19 protein-coding genes and 2 tRNA genes are annotated in these 23,660 nt (G+C 67.5%); 16 read left to right on the top strand and 5 right to left on the bottom strand.

The features are described 5' to 3' along the window. Positions 1–2: 2 nt before the first annotated feature. The gene (locus tag CAURIS_RS08700) at positions 3–953 is read right to left on the bottom strand and encodes an NAD(P)H-dependent flavin oxidoreductase (protein WP_290343362.1); all 951 of its coding nucleotides are present in this window, start codon (positions 951–953) and stop codon (positions 3–5) included. A gap of 245 nt (positions 954–1,198) precedes the next feature. Beyond that, positions 1,199–1,972: a DUF1542 domain-containing protein gene (locus CAURIS_RS08695; protein WP_290341671.1), complete on the bottom strand. Its 774-nt coding sequence runs from the start codon at positions 1,970–1,972 to the stop codon at positions 1,199–1,201. 143 nt (positions 1,973–2,115) lie between these two features. On the opposite strand from CAURIS_RS08695, the gene CAURIS_RS08690 reads away from it, so the two are divergent. The 7 genes from CAURIS_RS08690 (at position 2,116) to CAURIS_RS08660 (ending at position 7,930) form a co-directional block, all read left to right on the top strand. Next, positions 2,116–2,190: transfer RNA gene (locus tag CAURIS_RS08690), tRNA-Gly, on the top strand. A gap of 189 nt (positions 2,191–2,379) precedes the next feature. Continuing rightward, a tRNA-Pro gene (locus CAURIS_RS08685) sits at positions 2,380–2,453 on the top strand. Positions 2,454–2,530: 77 nt separating this feature from the next. Continuing rightward, a complete protein-coding gene (gene tig / locus CAURIS_RS08680) occupies positions 2,531–3,931 on the top strand; it encodes a trigger factor (RefSeq protein ID WP_290341670.1) in 1,401 nt (466 codons plus the stop codon). A gap of 181 nt (positions 3,932–4,112) precedes the next feature. Continuing rightward, a complete protein-coding gene (locus CAURIS_RS08675; RefSeq protein WP_290341669.1) occupies positions 4,113–4,697 on the top strand; it encodes an ATP-dependent Clp protease proteolytic subunit in 585 nt (194 codons plus the stop codon). Positions 4,698–4,724: 27 nt separating this feature from the next. Beyond that, positions 4,725–5,345 carry an ATP-dependent Clp protease proteolytic subunit gene (locus CAURIS_RS08670; protein ID WP_290341668.1) on the top strand — a complete coding sequence of 207 codons (621 nt, stop codon included), beginning with the start codon at positions 4,725–4,727 and terminating at the stop codon, positions 5,343–5,345. Between the two features lie 69 nt (positions 5,346–5,414). Beyond that, complete coding sequence (locus CAURIS_RS08665; protein ID WP_290341667.1) at positions 5,415–6,638, top strand: YibE/F family protein; 1,224 nt, start codon at positions 5,415–5,417, stop codon at positions 6,636–6,638. A 5-nt stretch (positions 6,639–6,643) separates the two neighbouring features. Continuing rightward, positions 6,644–7,930, top strand: coding sequence for a hypothetical protein (locus tag CAURIS_RS08660; RefSeq protein ID WP_290341666.1), 1,287 nt, complete (start codon positions 6,644–6,646; stop codon positions 7,928–7,930). Here CAURIS_RS08660 and CAURIS_RS08655 read toward each other — a convergent pair. Together CAURIS_RS08655 and CAURIS_RS08650 are read right to left on the bottom strand one after the other, a co-directional pair. Further along, positions 7,887–8,237 (bottom strand): hypothetical protein, encoded by a 351-nt coding sequence (locus CAURIS_RS08655; protein WP_290341665.1) that lies wholly within the window; start codon positions 8,235–8,237, stop codon positions 7,887–7,889. The two genes, CAURIS_RS08660 and CAURIS_RS08655, sit on opposite strands and share 44 nt — an antisense overlap. Before the next feature lie 101 nt (positions 8,238–8,338). After that, positions 8,339–9,127, bottom strand: a complete 789-nt coding sequence (locus CAURIS_RS08650; protein WP_290341664.1) for an alpha/beta fold hydrolase — start codon at positions 9,125–9,127, stop codon at positions 8,339–8,341. Positions 9,128–9,308: 181 nt separating this feature from the next. On the opposite strand from CAURIS_RS08650, the gene clpX reads away from it, so the two are divergent. Beyond that, on the top strand, positions 9,309–10,586 hold the full coding sequence (gene clpX, locus CAURIS_RS08645; RefSeq protein ID WP_290341663.1) for an ATP-dependent Clp protease ATP-binding subunit ClpX: 1,278 nt from the start codon (positions 9,309–9,311) through the stop codon (positions 10,584–10,586). Between the two features lie 9 nt (positions 10,587–10,595). Here clpX and CAURIS_RS08640 read toward each other — a convergent pair whose 3' ends face one another. Continuing rightward, the gene (locus CAURIS_RS08640; protein WP_290341662.1) at positions 10,596–11,321 is read right to left on the bottom strand and encodes a TetR/AcrR family transcriptional regulator; all 726 of its coding nucleotides are present in this window, start codon (positions 11,319–11,321) and stop codon (positions 10,596–10,598) included. 293 nt (positions 11,322–11,614) lie between these two features. Between CAURIS_RS08640 and CAURIS_RS08635 the strand changes: the two genes are divergently transcribed. From CAURIS_RS08635 to CAURIS_RS08600, 8 genes are all read left to right on the top strand, one after another. Further along, positions 11,615–12,616: a malate dehydrogenase gene (locus CAURIS_RS08635; protein ID WP_290341661.1), complete on the top strand. Its 1,002-nt coding sequence runs from the start codon at positions 11,615–11,617 to the stop codon at positions 12,614–12,616. Positions 12,617–12,703: 87 nt separating this feature from the next. Beyond that, the gene (locus CAURIS_RS08630; RefSeq protein ID WP_435384044.1) at positions 12,704–15,415 is read left to right on the top strand and encodes a valine--tRNA ligase; all 2,712 of its coding nucleotides are present in this window, start codon (positions 12,704–12,706) and stop codon (positions 15,413–15,415) included. Continuing rightward, on the top strand, positions 15,416–16,876 hold the full coding sequence (gene folC / locus CAURIS_RS08625; protein WP_290341659.1) for a bifunctional tetrahydrofolate synthase/dihydrofolate synthase: 1,461 nt from the start codon (positions 15,416–15,418) through the stop codon (positions 16,874–16,876). It abuts the gene before it with no gap. After that, on the top strand, positions 16,873–17,310 hold the full coding sequence (locus tag CAURIS_RS08620) for a DUF4233 domain-containing protein (RefSeq protein ID WP_290341658.1): 438 nt from the start codon (positions 16,873–16,875) through the stop codon (positions 17,308–17,310). The genes folC and CAURIS_RS08620 overlap by 4 nt, the downstream gene beginning before the upstream one ends. A gap of 245 nt (positions 17,311–17,555) precedes the next feature. Further along, positions 17,556–18,707 carry an acetyl-CoA C-acyltransferase gene (locus CAURIS_RS08615; RefSeq protein ID WP_290341657.1) on the top strand — a complete coding sequence of 384 codons (1,152 nt, stop codon included), beginning with the start codon at positions 17,556–17,558 and terminating at the stop codon, positions 18,705–18,707. Between the two features lie 6 nt (positions 18,708–18,713). Next, positions 18,714–20,894 carry a 3-hydroxyacyl-CoA dehydrogenase/enoyl-CoA hydratase family protein gene (locus CAURIS_RS08610; RefSeq protein ID WP_290341656.1) on the top strand — a complete coding sequence of 727 codons (2,181 nt, stop codon included), beginning with the start codon at positions 18,714–18,716 and terminating at the stop codon, positions 20,892–20,894. A gap of 1,076 nt (positions 20,895–21,970) precedes the next feature. Next, complete coding sequence (locus CAURIS_RS08605; RefSeq protein ID WP_290341654.1) at positions 21,971–22,804, top strand: ATP-binding cassette domain-containing protein; 834 nt, start codon at positions 21,971–21,973, stop codon at positions 22,802–22,804. A 5-nt stretch (positions 22,805–22,809) separates the two neighbouring features. Further along, positions 22,810–23,586 carry a hypothetical protein gene (locus CAURIS_RS08600; RefSeq protein WP_290341653.1) on the top strand — a complete coding sequence of 259 codons (777 nt, stop codon included), beginning with the start codon at positions 22,810–22,812 and terminating at the stop codon, positions 23,584–23,586. Positions 23,587–23,660: the final 74 nt, after the last annotated feature.

Below are 23,660 nucleotides of genomic sequence, written 5' to 3'. Positions count from 1 at the left end.
GCTTAGCGCCCCACGAACCCGGCGAGGCGGCCTTGGATGATCTCCACGGCCTCGTCGACTATGCGGGGCACAAGCTCCGCGCAGGTCGGGATGTCCTGAATCAGCCCCTGGCACTGGCCGACGGTCCAGATCCCGGCCTCGACGTCGCCCGTCTCGTAGACCTGGCGCCCGCGGGCGCCGGCGACGAGGTCGCGGATCTCGGGGAAGGTCGCCCCTTGGTTGAGCTTGTCCACTACCTCCCGTGAGACTGCGTTGGTGGCCACGCGGGAGGTGTTGTTGAGGGTGCGCAGGATGAGCTCCGTGTCGCGCTCGGAACGAGCAACAATCTCCTCCTTGACCTTCTGGTGCACCGGCGCTTCCTGGGTGCACAAAAAGCGCGTGCCCATGTTCACTCCCTCGGCGCCCAGCGCTAGGGCGGCGGCCAAGCCGCGCCCGTCGGCGATGCCGCCCGAGGCGACGAAGGGCACGTTCAGGTGGTCGGCCGCGGCCGGCATGAGGATCAGGCCCGGCACGTCGTCCTCGCCGGGGTGCCCGGCGCACTCGAAGCCGTCGATGGAGAGAATGTCCACGCCCTTGTTCTGGGCGCTGATGGCGTGCCGCACGGAGGTGCACTTGTGGATTACGGTCACGCCCGCGTCCTTGAGGGTGGGGACGAAGTCTGCGGGGTTCGCCCCGGCCGTCTCCACAATCGTGATGCCCTTCTCCAGGGCAACGCGCAGGTATTCGGCGTACGGCGGCGGGGTGATCGTGGGCAGGATGGTCAGGTTCACGCCGAAGGGCTTGTCCGTCATCTCGCGCGTACGGTCGATTTCCTTGCCCAGGTCCTCCGGGGTCGGCTGGGTCAGAGAGGTGAGGATTCCCAGGCCGCCCGCGTTGGACACGGCGGAGGCGAGCTCCGCCTTGCCCACCCACTGCATGCCGCCTTGGATGATGGGGTGCTCGATGCCGAGCATTTCAGTGATGCGCGTTGCCAGGTGTGCCACGGGAGTGCCTTTCGGTCGGGGAAGCTGGGGCTTAGCGATACCTCAGCGTATCCCCGCGGATGTGACGCGCACAACTGCTTTCCGTTGCTGAGTTGTCAGTTACACCCGTCCCGGGCGCGCCTTGTGCTCACAGGCGCGAAAGGTCCGCGGGCGCCTCAGCGCGGGGCGCTCTCCCGAGGAGGGCCAGTTTCGCGCTGAGGTCGCTGCCGCGACGCCTAGAAGTCGAAGCCGCCGAAGTCGAAGCCGTCGCCGAACAGGCCGCCGCCATCGCCCATGTCTCCGGCGTCGCCCATGTCGCCCACCTCGCCGGTGTCCGCCGCGGTGTCGAACTCGGCACCGCCCATGTCACCGGCGGCGAACTCCTCGGCGGACGGGGTGCCGGCCATGCCGGCGAACAGGGCAGAGTAGAACATCATGGAGCTGGCGGCCCACATGCCGGTCATCATCGCCGGGGCCCACCACGCCGTGGAGTACCAGCCGGCCGGGACGGGTCGGCCGGCGACCGTGCCGCCCGGGTAGTAGTGCGGGGTCTGCTCGCTGGCGTGCGGGGAGGCGGTGACGGTCGAGCCGTCCTCCTGGCGCACCGTGCGCTCCTCCGTGACGCGGCCGGCGCGGCGCTGGCCCTCCAGCTCGGGAAGCGCGGGCCCGGCGGGCATGTCCATGAGCTCGCGGGCGGCGTTGACGTAATGCAGGCCTTCGAGTGCGGCCTCGCGCGCCAGCTGGGCCTGGCGCGGGGTGCGCGCCTCGGACAGGGCGGAGGAGGCGGCGTTGAAGCGCTCGCTGGCGTCCGCCATCGCCTGGGAGGAGGCGGTGTCGTTGCCGCTCAGGGAGAGCACCTGGGAGCCCAGGCGGTCGGTCCAGTGCTTGGCCTCCGCGAGCGCGTCGTCAAGGTCCTGCTGCTCCAGCTGCTTGCGGCTGGAAGTGTCTCGGTTGCTCACGAGGAACCAGATGAGGGCTGCTATGGCGAGGAGTAAGAGGAGAGTGGCCACGAAAAACTACACACCTTTCTATAGAGCGTTCTCATTGGCACAACGTGCCGGGGCGGCGGATAGTTCCGCAGGCAGAAAGGTTTTGGTCAAGCCCGGCCGGTGCGCTAAGCTCGAATGAGCGCTTGGGGGTGACCCGGGCGCGTGGGAACGTCGTATAGTGGCTAATACCTCAGCCTTCCAAGCTGAAGACGCGGGTTCGATTCCCGTCGTTCCCTCCACAACGATCTTCCAATGAACATCGGCCCCGCCGACGTGGATCTGCGCGTGTTTTCGAGCAGGCTCCCCGCCGCCGGGGCCGTGTGTCATTTCGGGGAGCGGACGGGCAACGCCACCCCGTGAAATCGCAGGGAAACTGACCACGGTACAATCGTCTCGCGGTAAGCCACAAGGGCTTGCCACCCGGTATCCGGGGCGTGGCGCAGCTTGGTAGCGCACCTGCTTTGGGAGCAGGGGGTCGCAGGTTCAAATCCTGTCGCCCCGACAAGGGGCGGGCCGCTAGCGAGAGTTGGCCCGCTGCTAGAGAAGACGTATATACCCCGACGACTACAGGAGAAATCCGTGAAGACTTCCGTCGATAAGCTCAGCGAAACCCGCGTGAAGCTTACTGTCAACGTTCCGTTCGACGAGCTTGGCAACGAAATTGACCAGGCGTACGCGGCCATCGCCCAGCAGGTCACCATCCCGGGTTTCCGCCGCGGCAAGGCCCCGCGGCAGCTTATCGACGCCCGATTCGGCCGTGGCCCCATCCTTGAGCAGGTGGTCAACGACATGCTGCCCTCCCGCTACGAGCAGGCCGTTCTCGAAAACGAGCTGAACCCCATCGGTCAGCCGGAGGTCGACGTGACCAAGATCGAGGACAAGGACTTCGTCGAGTTCACCGCCGAGGTCGATGTGCGTCCCGAGATCGAGGTGCCTGACTTTAGCGCGATCTCCGTGACCGTCCCGGCGATCTCCGTGACCGACGAGGACGTCGACGCGGATCTGGAGGACCTGCGCGCCCGCTTCGTTGAGCTGCAGGCCACCGAGCGCGAGCTCAAGAACGACGACGTCGCAGTGATCGACGCCGAGGTCGAGGTCGACGGTGAGCGCGTCGACGAGGCCTCTGTCAGCGAGCTGTCCTACACCGTCGGCGCAGACGACCTCATCCCCGGCCTCGACAACGCGCTGACCGGCCTGAAGGCCGGCGAGGACGCCGAGTTCACCACCACCTTGGCCCAGGAGGAGTACAAGGACAAGGACGCAACCGTCAAGGTGCACGTCCAGCAGACCAAGGAGCGCGTCCTGCCCGAGCTCGACGACGACTTTGCGCAGCTGGCCTCCGAGTTTGACACCATCGACGAGCTGCGCGACTCCTCCCGCGAGCAGCTCGAGGAGACGAAGAAGGCGCAGCAGGCCGCGGACATCCGCGACGAGGTGCTCAAGGCCGCGCTGGCCACCACCGAGTTCGCCCTGCCGGAGTCTGTGGTGGAGGAGCAGGTGCACAACCGCCTCCACCAGCTGCTGGGCCAGCTCGCCCACGACGAGGCCACCCTCGCCCGGTTCCTCGAGATGCAGGGCACCACCCGCGAGGAGTTCGACAAGGAGTCCCGCGAACAGGCCGAGGAGTCCGTGCGCACCCAGCTGTTCCTGGATGCCCTCGCCGAGCAGGAAGAAGTGGAGGTCTCCCAGCAGGAGCTGACCGACCACATCCTGTTCACCGCGCAGTCCTACGGCATGGACCCGAACCAGTTCGTCGCGCAGCTGCAGCAGTCCGGGCAGATCGCCAACCTCTTCTCGGACGTGCGCCGCGGCAAGGCGCTTGCGGCCGCCATCTCCCGCACCTCCGTGACGGACGACAACGGAGCGACAGTCGACCCGAACGAGTACTTCGGTGAGATCGACGAGGACGAGGAAGCGGCCACATCCAACAATGAGCCGGCCGACAACGAGGCGGCCGACAGCGAGGCTGGCGAGAACTAACCCGCCCAGCCAGGCCCGCCCGGGGTGCGCCCCGGGCGGGCCTTTTTGGCGTCGATAAGCGAGCGCAAAAAGCGCGCCTCAAAGCGCAAGTACGCTGCTAGCGAACACGAGCCATCGTGTCCGCCGCGCCGAGTAGGGTAGTGGCATTGACCAGAAAACCGATTCATTGAAGGAGCCCACAATGACTTCCCCGCAAGCCGGATTCAATCTCGGTGACTCCGTCTACGAGCGACTTCTGCGCGAACGGATTATCTTCCTGGGCCAGCAGGTCGACGACGAGATCGCCAACAAGCTGTGTGCCCAGATCCTCCTGCTGTCCGCCGAGGATCCGACGCGCGACATCGCCCTTTACATCAACTCGCCCGGTGGTTCCGTGACCGCCGGCATGGCCATCTACGACACGATGAAGTACTCGCCGTGCGACATCGCCACCTACGGCATGGGCCTGGCCGCCTCGATGGGGCAGTTCCTGCTCTCGGGCGGCACCAAGGGCAAGCGCTTCGCGCTGCCGCACGCGCGCATCATGATGCACCAGCCCTCCGCCGGCGTCGGCGGCACGGCGGCGGACATCGCGATCCAGGCCGAGCAGTTCGCGCAGACCAAGCGCGAGATGGCGGAGCTCATCGCGGAGCACACCGGCCAGACCTTCGAGCAGATCACCAAGGACTCCGACCGAGACCGCTGGTTTACCGCTCAGGAGGCCAAGGAATACGGCATCGTCGACCACGTCATCGAGCGCGCGCAGGGCGCGATCTCGAACCAGTAAGAAACGAGAAGAGGAGAATACCTGCACATGTCTTCCAACATGCCCACCTCCCGCTACGTCCTGCCGCAGTTTCTGGAGGAGACCTCCTTCGGCACGAAGCAGATCGACCCGTACGGCAAGCTGTTCGAGGAGCGCATCGTCTTCCTCGGCACGCAGGTCGATGACACCTCGGCCAACGACGTCATGGCGCAGCTGCTGGTGCTGGAGTCCCAGGATCCGGACCGCGACATCACCATGTACATCAACTCGCCGGGCGGTTCCTTCACCGCGCTGATGGCCATCTACGACACGATGCAATACGTCCGCCCCGATGTGCAGACCGTCTGCCTCGGCCAGGCCGCTTCCGCCGCCGCCGTGATCCTGGCCGCCGGCGCGCCCGGTAAGCGCGCGATGCTGCCGAACTCGCGCGTGCTCATCCACCAGCCCGCCACCCAGGGCACCCAGGGGCAGGTCTCCGACCTGGAGATCCAGGCCGCCGAGATCGAGCGCATGCGCCGCCTCATGGAGACGACGCTGGCGCACCACACCGGCCGCACGGCGGAACAAATCCGCATTGACACCGACCGCGACAAGATCCTCACCGCCTCCGAGGCCGTCGACTACGGCCTAGTGGACCAGGTTTTCGACTACCGCAAGCTCAACGCATAGCGGTGCATACCCCCTCGGCTACTATTGCAATTTGTTATCAAAAGAAGGTCGTAGCAACGAGGAGGTACGATGGGCCGCCACCACGCCAGCCGCTCCGAGCCCGCAGGAAATAGCAGCGCAGCGCGCAAGGCACTGGCGGGCGCCTTGGCGGCGGCTCTGGTGCTCACACTCCTCGGCCTCGTGCTTTTGTGGCCGCGCGGCGAGGCGCCCGAGCCCGAGCCGGGCTTCCGGGAATCGCAGGCGGTGGCGGCCGAGGCGTTCGAGGGCGAGGTGCAGTCGGTCTTTGACACGGGCTGCGAGGCCGCCGCAACGGGCAGGGTTTTCGATGACACCTCCGCCCCGGGTATGCCGCCGGGCGAGGAGTGCACCACCTCCGTGGTGCGCATCCTCGAAGGCCCCGACGCTACGTTGAACACCCTGCTGCAGACCACAGGCAGGCCGGACGAGCCCGACCTCGAGGAGGGCCAGCGCGTGTTGCTGACCCGCAGCGACCACGCCGACGGAGCGGCCCACTATTCCTTCCTCGACATGGAGCGCACCGTTCCTCTGGCCGCCTGGCTGGCGTTGGCGGCCCTCGCCGTCATCGTCATCGGCGGCTGGCGCGGCGTGCGCGCCCTCGTAGGCCTCGCATTCACGCTGCTGCTGCTCTTCTTTTTCCTGGTCCCGGCCCTGCTGCGGGGTGGGCCGCCCGTCACTCTTGCGGTCGTCTCGGGCGCGGCGATCCTCTTCCCGGTGCTGTTCCTCGTCCACGGCTGGAACTGGAAGGCGGCCTCCGCGCTCGGCGGGACGCTCGTGGCCCTTGTCGCCGCGGCCGGTTTGGCGCGCGCGGCGATCGGCACGACGCAGGTGCGCGGGCTCGGCGAGGACTCGAACCTCCTCATCCAGCTCTACCTGCCCGGCGTGAGCGTGGCCGGGCTCATGCTCGCCGGCTTCATCATCGGCACGCTCGGCGCGTTGAACGACGCCACCGTGGCGCAATCCTCAACCGTCGCCGAGCTGGCCGAGGCCAACCCGGCGGCCCGCCCGTTTCAGTTGTTCACCTCCGCTATGCGCGTGGGCCGCGACCACATCGCCTCGATGGTCTACACGCTGGTGCTGGCCTACGTCGGCGCGGCCCTGCCGATGACGCTGCTGCTCGCCGTAGTGGACCGGCCCCTGGGGCAGGTCCTGACCTCCGACGTGGTGGCCACGGAGCTGCTGCGCTCCGCCGTCGGCGCGATGGGCCTGGCGCTCGCGGTGCCCGCCACCACGGTCATCGCCGCCTCGACGGCGGGCCGCGCGCGGGTACGCTAGCACCCATGCTGCTCGTTTCCAGCTCCCAAACTATCCTCAACGCTGGCGTGCCGCCTCGTCTCACGGAGGAGATCGTCTCTGTGGTGGAGGAGGTGGCGGACAACACCGGCGCCGCCCTCGTCGCGGTGGGGGACTCGCCCTACCGCGCGGCTGTGCTCCGGGCCGCAGAGGAGCTGGCCGGGGGCGGCCGGGAGGTCGACATCCTCGGCGACGGCGCCCGCACGCTTGACGACGTCCCCGCCGACCCCCACCACGCCATCATCGTCGAGGCCCTCGGCGCCACTGAGCTGCCCGACGCCCTGATCGACTACCTGGACCGCTCCCGCGCCCGCTCCACGGTTGTGTCGGTGGGCACCCCGGCTGGGATCGCCGCCGACAGCCACATCGATGCGGGATTCCGCGTGGTGCGGGAAAGGGGCAGCCACCCCGCCCACGGTGATTACGCCCACGTGCGCAAACCCGCCTTTGTCCGTGCCGACGTCACCGTTGCCCCGCACGGGCTGAACGCGGCCCACGCGCTGCACCCCGCCTGCGGCCAGGTCATCGTGGTCCGGGGAGAGGGCAGTCTCTCCCCGGACCTGTTGGGCCAGTACGCCCGCTACAACGCGGGTGCGAACCCCCTGCGCCGGCCGCTCGCGGCGGTGCACGGGCCGCGCACCGTCGAGCCGGAGGCTTCGGTGCGCATCGACGGCGTCGGGGCGGCGGCCCGGCTCCGCGCGGAGGCCGCCCTGCGCGCCGGCGCCGGGGCGGTACGCGCGGGCGTCGACCACCCCGGGGTCGAGCCTTTCGGCGATGCCCGCGTTCGGGTCAGCGGCGACGAGATCGTGGGGTCCTTCGGGCGGGTTCTGCTCGTGGACGGCCTGACCCGGGAGGAGGCCCTGCGCCGTGCGAGGGACGAGAAGGCCGTGATCGTGGTGCCGGGGGAGAGGGCGCTGGTGGTCCAGCCGCTGCGGAAACAGAGCGGAGAGGAACCGGCGGGGATCTGGACGGTTCACGACGCCGGGGTGCCGTGGGTCGACACCCCGGGCGGCCGGGACGTCCTCATCGGGCTCATCGCCGCCTCTCTGGCCCAGATGGAGGTCTCCATGGAGAGGTTCCTCGCCGACCGCCCACGCGTGGTGCCGGAGGACCCCTCCCCGGGCTACGCCCCGGACGAGGCTGTCGGCCTCTACGCCCTGGCCGTGGGTATCGCGGCCGACGGCGCCCCCACCACCGCGGAGGAGATTCTGCGGGCGGTTCCCCTGGCGTTCAGGGAGGGCAATGCGCGCTGGGAGACGTGGGCGGGCGCTTAGCTCTCGGCTGGCTCGGAGGGGCAGAGGTCCAGGTCATTGCGCACCGCTTCGGGGGCGCCCCGGAGGTCCGCCTCGTTGAAGCAGACCTCGCCAGACTCGGTTTCCCGGCGGGGGTGATGCTCACCCAGTTGGTGCCCGGCGCCTGAGCCGCCTCCTTCGGCTCCTGGGCGGGTGCGGCCGCGGCGGCGGAGGTGGGGAAGGAAACGACCGGCTCGGCGATCGCGGCGTCGTCCCCGGAACCGGTGGAGCAGCCCGCGAGGGCGAGGCAGAGCACGGCGACGGCGGCGAGGGCGGCGGATGGGCGCACGGAAGATCCTTTCTTGGGGGCGCGGCCCGGCTCGCCGCGCTCTCATTTCGCGGGCGCTCAGGCCCGCAAGCACGCTAGGGGAGTGTGCAAGCTGTCCGCCGTCAGCGGGCCAGGAACGGCAGAAGCGCGGCGTTGACGTCGGCGGGGTTCTCCAGGGCCACCTGGTGCGAGCCAGGCGTCACGACGACCGACCCCACGCTCCCGGCCACCCCGCGCGCGATCTCGTCAAGCTTCTCCGGGCCGGTGGAGGGGTCGTCGGCCCCGGCGATGGTGAGCACGGGGCAGGTGATCTCTCCGAGACGGGGGGCGAAGTCCCAGCCGGCGAGGGCGTCGCCGTTCTGGGCGAACCCCTCGGGGTCGATGCCCAGGATCATGCCGCGGACTTGGTCGACCTCCCCGGGGTGGTCAGCGCGGAAGGAGTCGGTGAACCAGTTGGCCACCATGCCGTCGGCAAGCGCCCCCATGCCCCGCTCCCTCGCAATGGCGGTGCGCTCGCGCCAGCGCTCCTCCCCGCCGAGGAAGGGGGCGGTGGCGCAGATGACCGCGCGCTCGACGCGCGGGGAGGTCGCGGCGAGGTACTGGGCCAGCGCGCCGCCGAGGGAGAGCCCGACCACCGCGAAGCGATCCACACCCAGGGTGTCGAGGGTGGCGAGCACGTTCGCGGCTAGGTCCGCGACGGTCGTCTCCCCGGGCGCGGCATCCGAGCGCGGGGAGCCGCCGTGGCCGAGGTGGTCGAGGGCGATGACGCGGTGCTGCGCGGCGAGCTCGGGGATCTGCTTCGCCCAGGTTGCATGGGTGGTGCCGATCGAGCTGAGCAGCACCACCGTGCTCGGCGCGCCCGGGTCGCCGGCCTCGGAGGCGTGCAGGATCGTCGGGTTCTGTGTCGTCATTGTCCGGAGCTCCTTAGCGTGTCGGTGTGGTAGATATTCGGTATTCGGGGTCGGGGCCGCGATGAAGTATTCTGAGACATCACGCCCGTGGGTCCCATTGTGGCGAAGGCACCTGTCGGGCGCTGCCGCTAGAATCCCCACAGAAATGCCGAGAACGTAGAAGCTGGAGTACAACACTTACATGGCAGTCACTCAAGACACCTCCGACCTGCTCAAGTGCTCGTTCTGCGGGAAGAGCCAGAAGCAGGTGCGCAAGCTCATCGCCGGAGGCGGTGTGTACATTTGCGACGAGTGCATTGAGCTGTGCAACGAAATCATCGAGGAGGAGCTCGCCGGGGCCGAGGGGACGAACGCGAACCCCGAGGACCGCCTGCCGCGGCCCTCGGAGATCACCGCCTTCCTCGACCAGTACGTCATCGGCCAAGACGCGGCGAAGCGGACCCTGGCCGTAGCGGTGTACAACCACTACAAGCGCATCAGGGCGGAAGCCTACGCGGGGGCGGGCCGCAAGCGCGAGGAGGAGGTGGAGATCGCCAAATCCAACATCCTTTTGCTCGGGCCGACCGGCTCCGGCAAGACCTACCTCGCCCAGACTCTGGCGCGCATGCTCAACGTGCCCTTCGCCATTGCCGACGCCACCAGCCTCACCGAGGCCGGATACGTCGGCGAGGACGTGGAGAACATTCTGCTCAAGCTGCTCCAGGCGGCGGACTTCGACGTCAATCGGGCCCAACACGGCATTATCTACGTCGACGAGGTGGACAAGATCTCCCGCAAGTCGGAGAACCCCTCCATCACGCGCGACGTCTCAGGCGAGGGCGTCCAGCAGGCGCTTTTGAAGATCGTGGAGGGCACCGTCGCCTCGGTGCCCCCGCAGGGCGGGCGTAAGCACCCGAACCAGGAGTTCATCCAGCTGGACACCACGAACATCCTCTTCATCGTTGCCGGCGCCTTCGCCGGGCTGGACAAGGTCGTGGCCGAGCGTGTGGGCAAAAAGGGCATCGGCTTCGGCGCGGAGATTGACTCCAAGGCCAAGCGCGACGAGGCGAAGCTGCTCGCAGAGGTGCAGCCGGGCGATCTGGTCAAGTTCGGCCTCATCCCCGAGTTCATCGGTCGCCTACCCATCATCGCCACCGTCGAGGACCTTGACCGCGAGGCCCTCGTCCGGGTGCTCAAGGAGCCGAAGAACTCGCTGCTGAAGCAGTACACGCGGCTGTTCGCCATGGACGGCGCGCAGCTGACGATGAGCGACGGCGCCCTGGGGTTCATCGCCGACAAGGCCGCCGAGCGCAAGACCGGCGCGCGCGGTCTGCGCGCGATCATGGAGGAGCTGCTCGTGCCCATCATGTACGACCTGCCCGACCGCGAGGACGTTGCCGAGGTCATCATCACCGAGGACGTCGCGCGCGGCGAGGCCGAGCCGGAGTACGTGGTGAAGAAGGAGCCGAAGTCGGCCTAGCGCGTGCGGCTAGTAGATATCCCCGCCGAGGTCGTAGACCTCCTCGGCGGGGTTTTCTGTCGCGTCGGGGGCCGCGGTCGGCTCAACGTAGCTGCCGTAGCCGGAGCTCGGCAGGTTGGAGGTGAGGAAGGCCAGAACCGTGTCGATGGCCATGCGCCGCAGCCCCTCCGCGTTGCGCTGGGTGGACAGGTCGAGGCCGAGGAGGCCGCGCATGGTGGCGGCGTTGCTCTCGCGGAACATGCACAGCGAGCACACCAACACGATGATGTCGTCAGCGGAGACGCCCGGGCGAAACGCGCCCGAGTCCTGGCCCAGCAGGAGGATGCGTTCGACGTGGAGGAGGACGTCGGAAAGCTCCCGCAGCTTCTGGTCGTCCCCCTCGTCGAGGACAGGTTCGAGGTTTTCGCGTAGCACGAGGCGCGCGGCGGCGGGGTGGCGCTGGAAACTGTGGAACAGGGCGTCGACGAAGCGGCGCATCCCCTCGGCGGGGATGGTGTACGAGCGGGCCAGCACCTCCTGCGGCGGAACGAGCAGGTGGATCGCGTGGAGGAAGGCCGCCTCGTAGAGGCCGCGCTTGTCGCCGAAGTGGTAGTGGAGCATGCGCTTGGACATCCCCGTGGCGTCCGCGAGGTCGGTGAGCTTCGCGGCGCAGAAGCCGTCGCGCGCGAAGACCTCCAGGGCGGCGGTGACGGCGGAGAGATCCGCGGGGGTCTCACCGGGGGGAGTGTCGGCCAACTGGGCTCCTTACGTAACAGTGCGGCAGGGACACACGCCGGGGCGGCGCGGCACCCCACCAATGGTGCACGAAACCGGCGGCCGCGACGGCGCAAAACGTGCCGCCGCCCCCATGTGAGGGTGTTTCGATGTCTGGGCCGTGCCCCCGGAACGCCACTGGGGCCGCGTATCGGGGGTGGCATAGGCACATTCGGGGGTGAGATGTGACCTTATTCACTCGTTCAAATCGCCTGAGACTCTATACTCCGATAGAAAAGCGAGATAGAAACGCCCCACAGAACGGAGGAAAACTCATGGAAAGCCTGAACGCCGAATCGACGGCTGCCGTGAAGGTGGCGGTCAGCGGTGCCGCCGGAAACATCGCCTACTCCCTCCTCTGGCGCCTCGCCGCGGGCGACGTCTTCGGCCCGGAACGCGCCATCGACCTGCGGCTCCTGGAGACCCCGGAGCGCGTCCGCGCCGCGGAGGGCGTGGCCATGGAGCTCGCGGATTCTGCCTTCCCGCTTCTGGCGTCCGTTACCGTCACAGACGACCAGGCCCGCGCCTTTAACGGCGTCGACGCGGCTTTCCTCGTCGGTTCGCGGCCGCGTACCCAGGGGCAGTCGCGCGCCGACATGCTCGAGGCAAACGGGCGCATCTTCATTGGCCAGGGGCGCGCGCTGAACGAGGGCGCCGCCGAGGGTGTGCGCGTGCTCGTCGTGGGCAACCCCGCCAACACCAACGCCTACATCGCCGCGAAGGCGGCCCCGGACATCCCCCCTTCCTCCTTCAACGCGCTGATGCGCCTGGATCACAACCGGGCGCTGTCTATGCTGGCGGCGAAGCTCGCTGTGCCCGCCACGCAGATCGAGGGGCTCGTCGTGTGGGGCAACCACTCCGACACGCAGTTCCCCGACATCGAGTTCCTCAACGTCGGCGGTAAGTCCGTCAGCGGGGACATCGACCGGGCTTGGTACGAAAACGAGCTCATCCCCCGCGTGGCGCAGCGTGGCGGGGAGATCATCGAGGTGAGAGGGCAGTCGTCCGCGGCCTCCGCGGCCTCTGCCGCGGTTGATCACATGCGCGACTGGGTCCATGGCACCAACGGCCGCTGGGTCACCGTGGCCCAGCCCTCCACCGGGGACTACGGCGTGGACGAGGGGCTCGTCTTCGGCTTCCCCACCACCGGCGTCAACGGCAGCGCGTCCATCGTGCCCGGGCTGGACCTCAACGAGTTCCAGCGCGCCCGGATCGCCGCGAACGTCGAGGCCCTGCGGCAGGAAGCCGCCATCGCGGACCGGCTCTTCGACTCGTGACCCCGGCAGTCTGAACTGCGGTTTCCGCTCCGGTATCGCGCGCTCGCGGGCTGCCCGGGGCGGGGAGTGTCCGACCCCGGCGCTATGATGAGGCGAGTGACTGACCAGACCGAGGGGAAGAATGTGACAGGTACAAACCGGGCAGATGCGCTGCCGAAGTCCTGGGAGCCGCAGGCCGTGGAGGCTGAGCTTTACCAGCGCTGGGTGGACGCGGGGTACTTCACGGCCGATCCCGCCAGCGCGAAACCGGCGTACTCGATCGTTCTGCCGCCCCCGAACGTGACGGGCCAGCTGCACATGGGCCACGCGCTCGACCACACCCTCATGGACTCCCTGGCGCGCCGCAAGCGGATGCAGGGTTACGAGGTGTTGTGGCTGCCGGGGATGGACCACGCGGGCATCGCCACCCAGACCAAGGTGGAGGCGAAGCTGAAGGCCGAGGAGGGCAAGGACCGCTACGACTACGGCCGTGAGGAGTTCATCGACCGCGTCTGGGAGTGGAAGGAAAACTACGGGGGCACCATCACCGGCCAGATGCGCGCCATCGGAGATTCCGTCGACTGGTCGCGCGAGCGCTTCACGCTCGACGAGGGGCTGTCGCGCGCGGTGCAGACGATTTTCAAGCAGCTTTTCGACGCCGGGCTGATCTACCGGGACTACCGGCTGGTCAACTGGTCGCCGGTGCTCGAGACGGCGGTGTCCGACATCGAGGTCGTGTATAAGGACGTCGAGGGCGAGTTCGTTTCCATCCGCTACGGCTCGCTCAACGACGATGAGCCGCACCTCGTCGTGGCCACCACCCGAGTTGAGACAATGCTTGGCGACGTCGCCATCGCCGTCCACCCCGACGACGAGCGCTACGCCCACCTGGTGGGACAGACCTTCGAGCACCCGCTGCGCGAGGACCTGACGCTCACGGTCATCGCCGACGACTACGTGGACATGGAGCTGGGCACCGGCGCGGTGAAGATCACCCCGGCGCACGACCCGAACGACTACGAGATGGGCCTGCGCCACGACCTGGATATGCCCATCATCATGGACGAGAAGGGGCGCATCGCCGACACCGGCACCCGCTTCGACGGCATGAGCCGCGAGGACGCGCGCGTCGCGGTGCGCGAGGCGCTGGCGAAGCAGGGGCGCATTGTCAAGGAGGTGCGCCCCTACGTCCACTCGGTGGGCCACTCCGAGCGCTCCGGCGAACCGATTGAACCGCGCCTGTCGCTGCAGTGGTTTGTCAAGGTCGACGAGCTCGCCCGCATGTCCGCGGAGGCCGTGCGCAGGGGCGACACGGTGATCCACCCGCAGTCGATGGAGAAGCGCTACTTCGACTGGGTGGACAACATGCACGACTGGACCATCTCGCGCCAGCTGTGGTGGGGCCACCGCATCCCGATCTGGTACGGCCCCGACGGCGAGGTCGTCTGCGTCGGCCCCGACGAAACCCCGCCGGCCGGCTACACCCAGGACCCCGACGTGCTGGACACCTGGTTCTCCTCCGCGCTGTGGCCCTTTTCCACGATGGGCTGGCCGGAGCGCACGCCCGAGCTGGAGAAGTTCTACCCCACCTCGGTCCTGGTCACCGCCTACGACATCCTGTTCTTCTGGGTCGCGCGCATGATGATGTTCGGAACCTTCGCCGGCACCCAAACCCCCGAGGTGCTGGGCCAGGGAACAGAGGGTCGCCCCCAGGTGCCGTTCACGGACCTGTACCTGCACGGCCTGGTCCGCGACGAGAAGGGCCGGAAGATGTCGAAGTCGCTGGGCAACGGCATCGACCCGATGGACTGGGTGGGCCGCTTCGGCGCCGACGCGCTGCGTTTCGCGCTCGCCCGCGGCGCCAACCCGGGCGTGGACCTGCCGATCGGCGAGGACCACGCGCAGTCCGCGCGCAACTTCGCCACCAAGCTCTACAACGCCACGAAGTTCGCCCTGCTCAACGGCGCCCGCGTCGGCGAGCTGCCCGTCCGCGAGACGCTGACTGACGCCGACCGCTGGATCCTCGACCGCCTGGAGGAGGTCCGCGCCGAGGTGGACGCGCTGCTCGACGACTACCAGTTTGCCAAGGCCAACGAGGAGCTCTACCACTTCGCCTGGGACGAGCTGTGCGACTGGTACCTTGAGATCGCCAAGACCCAGATCCCCGGCGAGGGCGCCGAGGCGACGCAGCTCGTGCTCGGGCGCGTCCTCGACGTGGTGCTGCGCCTTTTGCACCCGACGATGCCCTTCGTCACCGAGGTGCTGTGGACCGCGCTCACGGAACAGCAAACGGTGACGCTCGCGCCGTGGCCGGGCGCCGAAGACACCAACGGCGACGCTGCGGTGGACCGCGACGCGCGACGCCGCATCGAGGACTCCATCCGGCTCATCACCGAGCTGCGCCGCTTCCGCTCCGACCAGGGCGTCAAGCCCAGCCAGAAGGTTCCCGCCCGGCTCGACTTCGCGGCGGCGGGCCTCGCGGAGCAGGAGAAGCTCATCCGCTCGATCGCGCGGGTCGAGGAGCCCGGGGCGGACTTCGCGGCGTCGGCAAGCATTGAAGTCCGCCTGAGCGAGGCGACGGTCGACGTGGCGCTGGACACCTCGGGCACCGTCGACGTCGCCGCGGAGCGCAAGCGCCTGGACAAGGAGCTCGCCGCGGCGCACAAGGAACTGGAGACGACAGGAAAGAAGCTCGCCAACGAATCCTTCCTGGCCAAGGCGCCGGAGGACGTCGTGGAGAAGATCCGCACGCGGCGCGCCGTGGCGCAGGAGGAGATCGAGCGCGTCACCGCCCGCCTCGCCGTGCTGCCGGAGGCGTAGATGGACAACGAAAAGGACACGTACGACATCTCGCTCGAGGACACCGGTCTGCGGCTCAACCTCGGTACGGAAGAAGAGGACACCGCCCTAAAGCGGCCGGTCAGCGAGGCTGACCGCGCGGCCCTTGCGCGGGTCGAAGCTGAGCTCGCCGAGCGCTGGCCCGAAACGGAGATCGACCCGACGCTCGAGCGCGTCGCGATGGTCATGGATATCCTCGGCGAGCCGCAAAAGGCCTACAAAGTCATCCACGTGGCCGGCACCAACGGGAAGACCTCCACGGTGCGGATGGCGGAGTCGCTGCTGCGCGAGCTCGGCCACCGCGTGGGCCGCACGACCAGCCCCCACCTGCAATCCATCACCGAGCGCATCGCCGTCGACGGTACCCCGCTGCACCCGTCCGACTTCGTGCGTATCTACGAGGAGATCAAGCCCGCCGTGGAGATGGTCGACGAGCGCTGCGGGCAGAAGCTCAGCTTCTTCGAGTACATCACCTGCATGGCGTTCGCGGCCTTCGCCGATGCGCCTATCGACGTCGCAGTCGTTGAAGTCGGAATGGGCGGGCGCTGGGACGCCACCAACGTGGTCGACGCCGACGTGGACGTGATTACGCCCGTCGGCCTCGACCACACGGAGTACCTGGGCGACACGCTCGCGGAGATCGCGGGCGAGAAAGCCGGCATAATCCGCAGCGCGGACGCCGTGGCCATCGTCGGCGAGCAGGACCCGGAGGCGATGAACGTCATCCTGGAACGCAGCGTCGAGGTCGGTTGCGCGGTGGCCCGGTCGGGTATGGAGTTCGGCGTCGAAGCGGCCGGGGTGGCCGTCGGCGGGCAGACCCTCACACTGCGCGGGCTGTCGGGGGAGTACAGCGATATTTTCCTGCCGCTGTCCGGGCCTCACCAGGCCCACAACGCCGCCGTTGCGCTGGCGGCGGTGGAGGCGTTTTCCGGGGCGGGCCGTGAGCGCCAGCTTGACGCCGACGCTGTGCGCCGCGGCTTCGCCGCCACCACCTCGCCCGGCCGCCTCGAGCGCGTGCGCGCCACGCCCACGACATTTATCGACGCCACCCACAACCCCCACGGCGCGCGGGCGCTCGCCCGCGCCCTGACCCACGACTTCGACTTCACGCGCCTCATCGGCGTGCTCGGCGTGCTGGGAGACAAGGACGCGCGCGGTATCTTCACCGCGCTCGAGCCCGCGCTCACGGAGGTAGTGATTACCCAAAACTCCTCCCCGCGCGCCCGCGACGCCTACGAGCTGGCGGAGCTCGCCCGCGAGGTGTTCGGCGACGAGCGCGTCCACGTAGTGGAGAACCTGCCCGGCGCCTACGAGCTGGCCGTCGAACTGGCGGAGGAAGCGCTCGCTGAGGTGGGGGTGCAGTCGGGCTCCGGGATTGTCATCACCGGGTCGGTGGTCACGGCCGGCGAGGCCCGCGCGATGTTTGGGAAGGAGCCCGCATGAGCACGAAACGCGAACAACCCTTAAGCCCCCTCGGTATGGGCAACAAACCGGTCAAAGACCCAATGGCGGCGCTCAGCGGGGTGCTCTCCGGCACCCTGGTCATGGAGGCCATCACGGTTCTGCTCATCCTCCTGGTGCTGCTGAAGGTCGACGGGGGAGAGTACTGGACCACCTTCAACTGGGTCTACATCACCACGATCGGGCTGGCTCACCTCGCGCTGGCGTTCGTGCAGAAGCGCCCGTGGGCGCTGTGGGCGGATCTAGCTCTGCAGATACCCCTGATCTTCGGGTTCTTCGTCCACTGGTCGGTCACCGTGGTGGGCGTCGTGTTCGGCATCGTGTGGTTTTTCATCGTGAAGCTGCGCTCGGAGATGCTGCAGCGAATGCGCCACGGCTACCTGGTCACGCAGCACCTCGGAGCTGACGAGGGTTAGGCGCATCGCGCCGCGACGTTGTGAGCGCGCCGGGGTGAGTGGTGCGTTGCGGTCGACCGTGATCGACCCCAGCGTGCATCTCCCGAAGGCCGCCACCTGCACGTGCCCCGGAGCGGCGGCAAGACGCTTAGCAGGAGTGAAGCGTTTGCCCAGTTCAGGCAAAAGATCCAAACGTTCCACTGGTGATGTGATCCGCGTTATACTCGGGTGGACTTGTTGTTCCATACCACTTACAGAGGGGTTACATGTCTGAACAGATCTACATCACGCAGGCCAAGCGCACGCCGATTGGCACCTTCGGCGGGTCGCTGTCGAAGATCTCGACGGTCGACCTCGGCGCGCACATCGCCCGGGCCGTGATCGATGAGTCCGGCGTCTCCGCCGAGGAGTACGACTCCTCAGTGTGGGCCAATGTGGTTACCACCGGCCCGCGTGACCTCTACACCTCGCGCGCGGTTGCGCTCGAGGCCGGGCTGCCGCAGGGCTCGCACGCCTACGGCGTCAACCGCCTCTGCGGCTCCGGGGTCCAGGCCGCGGTCAGCGCGGCCCAGCAGCTGATCACCGGTGACGCGAACCTCTCGCTCGTCGGCGGCGTCGAGGTGATGAGCCAGGCGCCGTATTCGGTCGAGGGCATGCGCCAGGGCCGCAAGATGGGCGACGGCAAGCTCGTCGACTGGCTCTCGGGTGCGCTGACCGACCCGATGGGCCACGGAATCATGGGGATCACCGCCGAAAACGTCGCGGCGAAGTACAACATCTCCCGCGAGCGCCAGGACGAGTTCGCGCTGCAGTCGCAGGAACGCGCAGCCGCAGCCATCGCGGGCGGGAAGTTCGCCAGCCAGATCGTGCCGGTGGGGGACTTCACCACGGACGAGCACCCGCGGCAGACGAGCTTGGAGAAGCTGGCGGGCCTGCGGCCGTCGTTTAGCAAGGAAGGCTCCGTCACGCCGGGTAACGCATCGGGCATTAACGACGCCTCCGCGGCCCTGGTGATGACGCACGAGTCCGGCCTGAAGCGCTACGGGCAGGAGCCGCTGGCGAAGGTCGTCTCCTGGGGCGTGGCCGGCTGCGACCCGAAGTACATGGGTCTCGGCCCGACCGTCGCGGTGCCGCGCGCGCTGGACAAGGCAGGGCTGACTCTGGCGGACATCTCGCTGATCGAGTCCAACGAGGCTTTCGCCGCCCAGGCCATTGCCGTCAGCGACGAGCTCGGCTTCGACAACGAGAAGACGAACATCCACGGCGGCGCGATCGCGCTGGGCCACCCGATTGGCGCGACCGGTGTCATCCTCATCACCAAACTCATCCACGCCCTGCGCGATGCCGGCGGCGGCCTCGGCCTCGTCACCGCCTGCATCGGCGGCGGCCAGGGTATCGCTCTCGTTCTGGAGGTTTAAGCACGAATGGCTACAGAGATCACGACCGCAGCAGTCCTCGGCGCAGGCTCGATGGGCGCGGGGATCGCCGCGCTCATGGCCAACGCCGGCATCCGGGTCCACCTGCTTGACCTGCCCTCCGACGGCGAGGACCGCGACGAGCGCGCGCGCCGGGGCATCGAAACCCAGGTCGAGCGCCGCGGGTTCCAGCGCCCCGAGTACGCCGAGCGCGTCACCCCGGGTAACACGGAGGATCACCTCGACCGGCTCGCGGAGGCCGACTGGATCGTCGAGGCCGTCTTCGAGGACATCAACGTCAAGCGCGACACCTTCGCGAAGGTCGACGCCCACCGCCGGCCGGGCACCCCGGTCAGCTCGAACACCTCCACCATCCCGCTGGAGACACTCCTCGCTGAGGCCAGCGAGGACTTCCGGGGCGACTTCGCCATCACCCACTTCTTCAACCCGCCGCGCGTCATGCGCCTCGTCGAGCTGGTCCAGGGCCCGGACACCCGCCCCGAGGTGGGCAAGAAGCTGCGCCAGGTGCTCGAGCGTGACCTGGGCAAGGTCGTCGTGGACTGCCGCGACACCCCCGGCTTCATCGCCAACCGCATCGGCTCCTTCTGGATGGGCGTCGGCGCGCAGGTCGCCTTCGACCAGGGCATCGCCCCGGAGCAGGCGGACGTCGCCTTCGGCCGTCCGTTCGGCGTGCCGCGCACCGGTATCTTCGGCCTTTTCGACTACGTGGGCCTGCAGGTCGCGCCGCACATCTGGGGCTCGCTCTTGGGCGCCCTGCCCGCCGAGGACGCGATGCAAAACTACGGGGTGACGGAGTCCCCGCAGTTCAAGGAGCTGCTGGAGAAGGGCTTTACCGGGCGCACCGCCGAGTCCGGCTTCTACCGCGGCCGCGACGAGGTCTACGACTTCGAGGCGCACGACTACCGCCCGAAGCGCAGCTACGAGGTGCCCAAGTCCGCCCGCGAGCTCATCGAGTCCGGCACCCCCGAAGGCAACTATGCGCGCGAGGTCTTCCGCATCACCTTGCAGTACTGCTGCGACACCGCCGCCGAGATCGCCGCGACGGTCGACCAGATCGACATCGCCATGGAGCTCGGCTACGGCTGGAAGAAGGGCCCCTTCGCCCTCGCCGATTCCATCGGGCTCGACGTCGTCGCATCGCTTTACGACGCCCCGCCAGCCCTCCTCGACTCCGCCCGCGCCGCCGGCGGCTTCTACGCCGGGGGCAAGGTGCTGGGCACGGACGGCCAGCTCACCGACCGCCCCGCGCGCGAGGGCGTGGTCCGGGTCGCCGAGCTCGTCGCCGGCGCCGAGGTCGTCGCGAGCAACGCCGGCGCGACGGTATACAAGCTTGACGACGGCGTGGGGGTGTTCACCTACAGCACCCCGATGAACTCCTCGACGGACGACGTCACCGAGCTGTTCACCCACGCGGGTGAGTGGGACCTGAGCGCCCTCGTCATCGCCAACGACGAGGAGCGCGCCTTCTCCGCTGGGGCGAACCTGCCCCGCCTGGCGGAGCTGTCCGGCCCCGACGGGGACGAGCAGGCGCGCAAGACCACCATCCGCCAGGGCATCGACGGGCTGCACGCCCTGCGCCGTGCCCCCTATCCGGTGGTCGGCGCCGTGCGTGGCGTGGCGCTCGGCGGTGGCCTTGAGCTGTTGCTGCACACCGACGCCTCCGTCATCCACGCCGAGACCCGCGTGGGCTTCCCGGAACGCTCGGTGGGCCTTTTCCCCGCCTGGTCGGGACCGGTGCGCCTGCTTGAGCGCCTGCTGGCGCTCGGCGTGCCCGACGCCCACAAGGTCGCCTACGACGCCCTGCTCAACGTCCGCCCCGTCCCGGCCGTCAACGTCGACTTCTGGCGTGACGGTGACCGGCTGATCATGAGCCCGGACCACGTCGTCGAGCAGGCCCTCGAGCTGGCCCGTGAGCTGGCGCCCGGCTACACCGCCCCAGAGGACGCCGAGCTGCCTTTGACCTCGCAGGCCCTGGAATACACCGAGGGCTCGGAGACGGACAAGGCGATCGGCGCGGCGCTGGCCGCCGTGCTCACCGGCGAGGGGACCGCCACGGAGGCCGAGCTGGCCGAGCGCCAGGTCAACGCCGCCTCCGACGTGCTGGCCCGCCAGGAGAACTCGGACCGCGCCGCACACATGGCGAAGACCCGCAAGCCGCTGAACAACTAGCGCGCGACGCACAAGGGCCCGGGCGGTGCTGGGTCGTCGTCGCCGCTGGCCTTGGCGGGACACCGCGCCAGGATGAGTGCACCTTGATTGCATCCGCCCGGGTTCAGGCGTGCAAGCCGCAATCGCTTTGGCCAAAGAACCGGCGGTCAACGGTCAAGACTGTCGGCGGCGATGGAGCCACGGTGCGGGCGAGGACCGAGCGGTCGAACTTACCCATCAGCACCGACCCTGAACTCGGCGGTGTCTGGCCTGTCCGGGGTGACGTTGCGCTCACACATGTTGTCCGCACCATGGCTCAGCGCTGCGGCGGATCGCGGCCCAAAGATCCGTTTCGCACACGTGGTTGAAAATGCGCCTGGGGTTGACCACTCGGCCTTGGTGCCGCAGGTCAACGCAGGATTCGCCGGTAGCCGTAGGGATGCTTGTCGCGCTCGCCAAGCCGTTTCTGGTCGTAGGAGAATGTCGGCTGGGCATGCCCGCCGCGTCCACGCGGTCCTCCGGGCGGTGCTGCGACATGGGGATGGCGCTCGTCTGGCTATCTAGGCGCGTCCATGATTCTTCACGTCCCGCAACTTTCTTGGGTACGCGTTTTCCGCTTCCCGGCGGCGCAGCGTCCCCCTCCGTGAGCACCTTCGGTTTTCACGCGTCATCTCCACGTCTGCGCCCCGCGCGAGAGTCCGACCCTGCTCGCACTGATGCCGAATGAGAGAACCGTGCTCACCATGAAAAATGCTCCCCGCTAGCCGGTAACTGATTTTTCGGCCCAACTAACGGGAGCAGTTTAATCCTCTACAAGCCTATATAGGCTGGGCCGTTCTGGCCGGTCTACGGGTATGTGCCGGCTCGTTCCATGCTTTTAACGATTATTGGAAAGAGTGCACTGAGTATCTGCGTGGTGCGAGGGTAAGGTGGAATCGTGAAGGACCTCGTCTTTCAATCGAACCTGAAGAAGGCGACCGGTATCCCGAGCGCGACCGAAGATGAACTAATGCAGCGCCTTCATCCGGCAACTCGCTCAGGAAGCAGTTGACGGAATGGAAAAAGAATAGGGGCGATTAGTCATGAACGGGAGAATAGTGACGTCAGATCTCAGCGTCGGGTGGTCGAATGATTCAACGGTGTTGAGAGATATCTCGCTCGATATGGGCGTCGGGGTTCACTGCGTCGTCGGCCCAAACGGAAGTGGAAAGACGACGCTCATGCGGACACTGGCGGGGATCATTCCGGCTTTGGGCGGGGATCTTCAGGTCACGGGGACCGTCGGCTATATGTCGCATCGGCCGGGAATCTACTCCCAGCTATCTGTCGAGGAGAACCTACGTCAATGGGCGGGAATCCTGAGCCCGTCAGACCCGTCGAGTTTCGAGGTTCTTATCGAGGAATTCCGTCTCGATGACATCCGTGGACAATCGGCTTCCGAGCTGTCCCAAGGGCAACGTCAGAGATTAGGGCTGGCCCGTGCATTTCTGGGCGATCCCGATGTCATTTTCATTGACGAGCCGACGGCCGGTATGGATCCGAGCATGAAGCAGGTCGCCCACAGTGCAATTGGGGCAGCCGGAGAGCACTCGTGCGTGGTTATGAGTTCGCACGATGTACTGGAGGTTTCGGGCATCGCGACAGATATCGTGCACATTTCCGCCTCCGCACAGGTTACGCTGGATTCCGCCGCGAACGTGGCTGCCTCGCAGCGGCGGGCCATCCGCCTCGCCGTAGACGCGTCGCAGTCGAGTACCGCAATGGATCTTCTCGCTGGCGCCAACCCGTCTCTGGGCTCGTCGGGGTGGATTACTGTCGAACTGTCACCTGAGTTTTCACTTTCTAAAATTGTCGCCCAGCTGGAGTCGAATGACGTATCGATCAAAGCTATCGATGACCTCGAAGGCCTCCGAGGATATTACAAGGAGTAAAGCGCGTGCTGACGTATTTCTACCTCGATAAGTCGTGGCGGGAGCAGAAGAAACCTTTGATTATTGTTCCGCTCATCGCCTTTGTTGTTGCGATCGCGCTGGCTGCGACTGTGTATATTTTCCCTGACGCGCTCACGGGGCCGACCCTGAGCGCAATCCGCGAGGAAGCGCAATCGGCAGGGTCTGGAGCTGACCCCGAAAGTGCGCTGATAATCGGGGCGATAGTCAGTCAGGCTCCGCTCCTGGCGGCCCTGTTCGCCGCGCTAGTGGGCGCAAACATATCGATTGGCATGACGGACATTGAAGTGCGCTCGGGTGCATTGGAGGTCGTTCTAAGCCGCGGCTACCGCATGGCGGGAATTGTCCGGTCCCTCGCGATAGTGGCGGGGTTGCTGGGGTTGTTGTCCACAGCGGTTATCGTGGTCGGACTGTTCGCAGCTTCGTGGGGGGCTCTCTCGCAGCTCGACTTTTCGGGACAGCTTCCCTGGCGCGTTCTCGTCTTGCCATGGCCCTGCCTGGCCATGGGTATCGCGTGTGGCTTGGCAATTCAGCTACTGCTTCCGAATCTGTCCCGGGTGAGGGCTGGAACGAGTGGCAACATCGCCCAACTCCTAGCGCTGTTGCCAACGCTGATCATCTTTCTCCTGTTCACGTTTTCTGCCGAAGCGGCGTCTAATCCGGCAGTCACCTGGATAGTTTCAATCGCCTTCACCGTCATCGCATTGGTTCTCATGTTTTTCGTTGCCCGCGCAGTGGACATCGCCAAGCTTCTGAAACAGTAGTGAGCGCGCCCGCCAGGCAGGCGTCGTCGCTCGTTGTACTGATCGGGGAAGGTGGTGAACCGGGTGATCGGCGC

This window comes from Corynebacterium auris (assembly GCF_030408575.1).
GTDB lineage: Bacteria > Actinomycetota > Actinomycetes > Mycobacteriales > Mycobacteriaceae > Corynebacterium > Corynebacterium auris.
The sequence above is the reverse complement of the archived record's forward strand: the minus strand, read 5'-3'. Positions and strand labels throughout refer to the sequence as shown.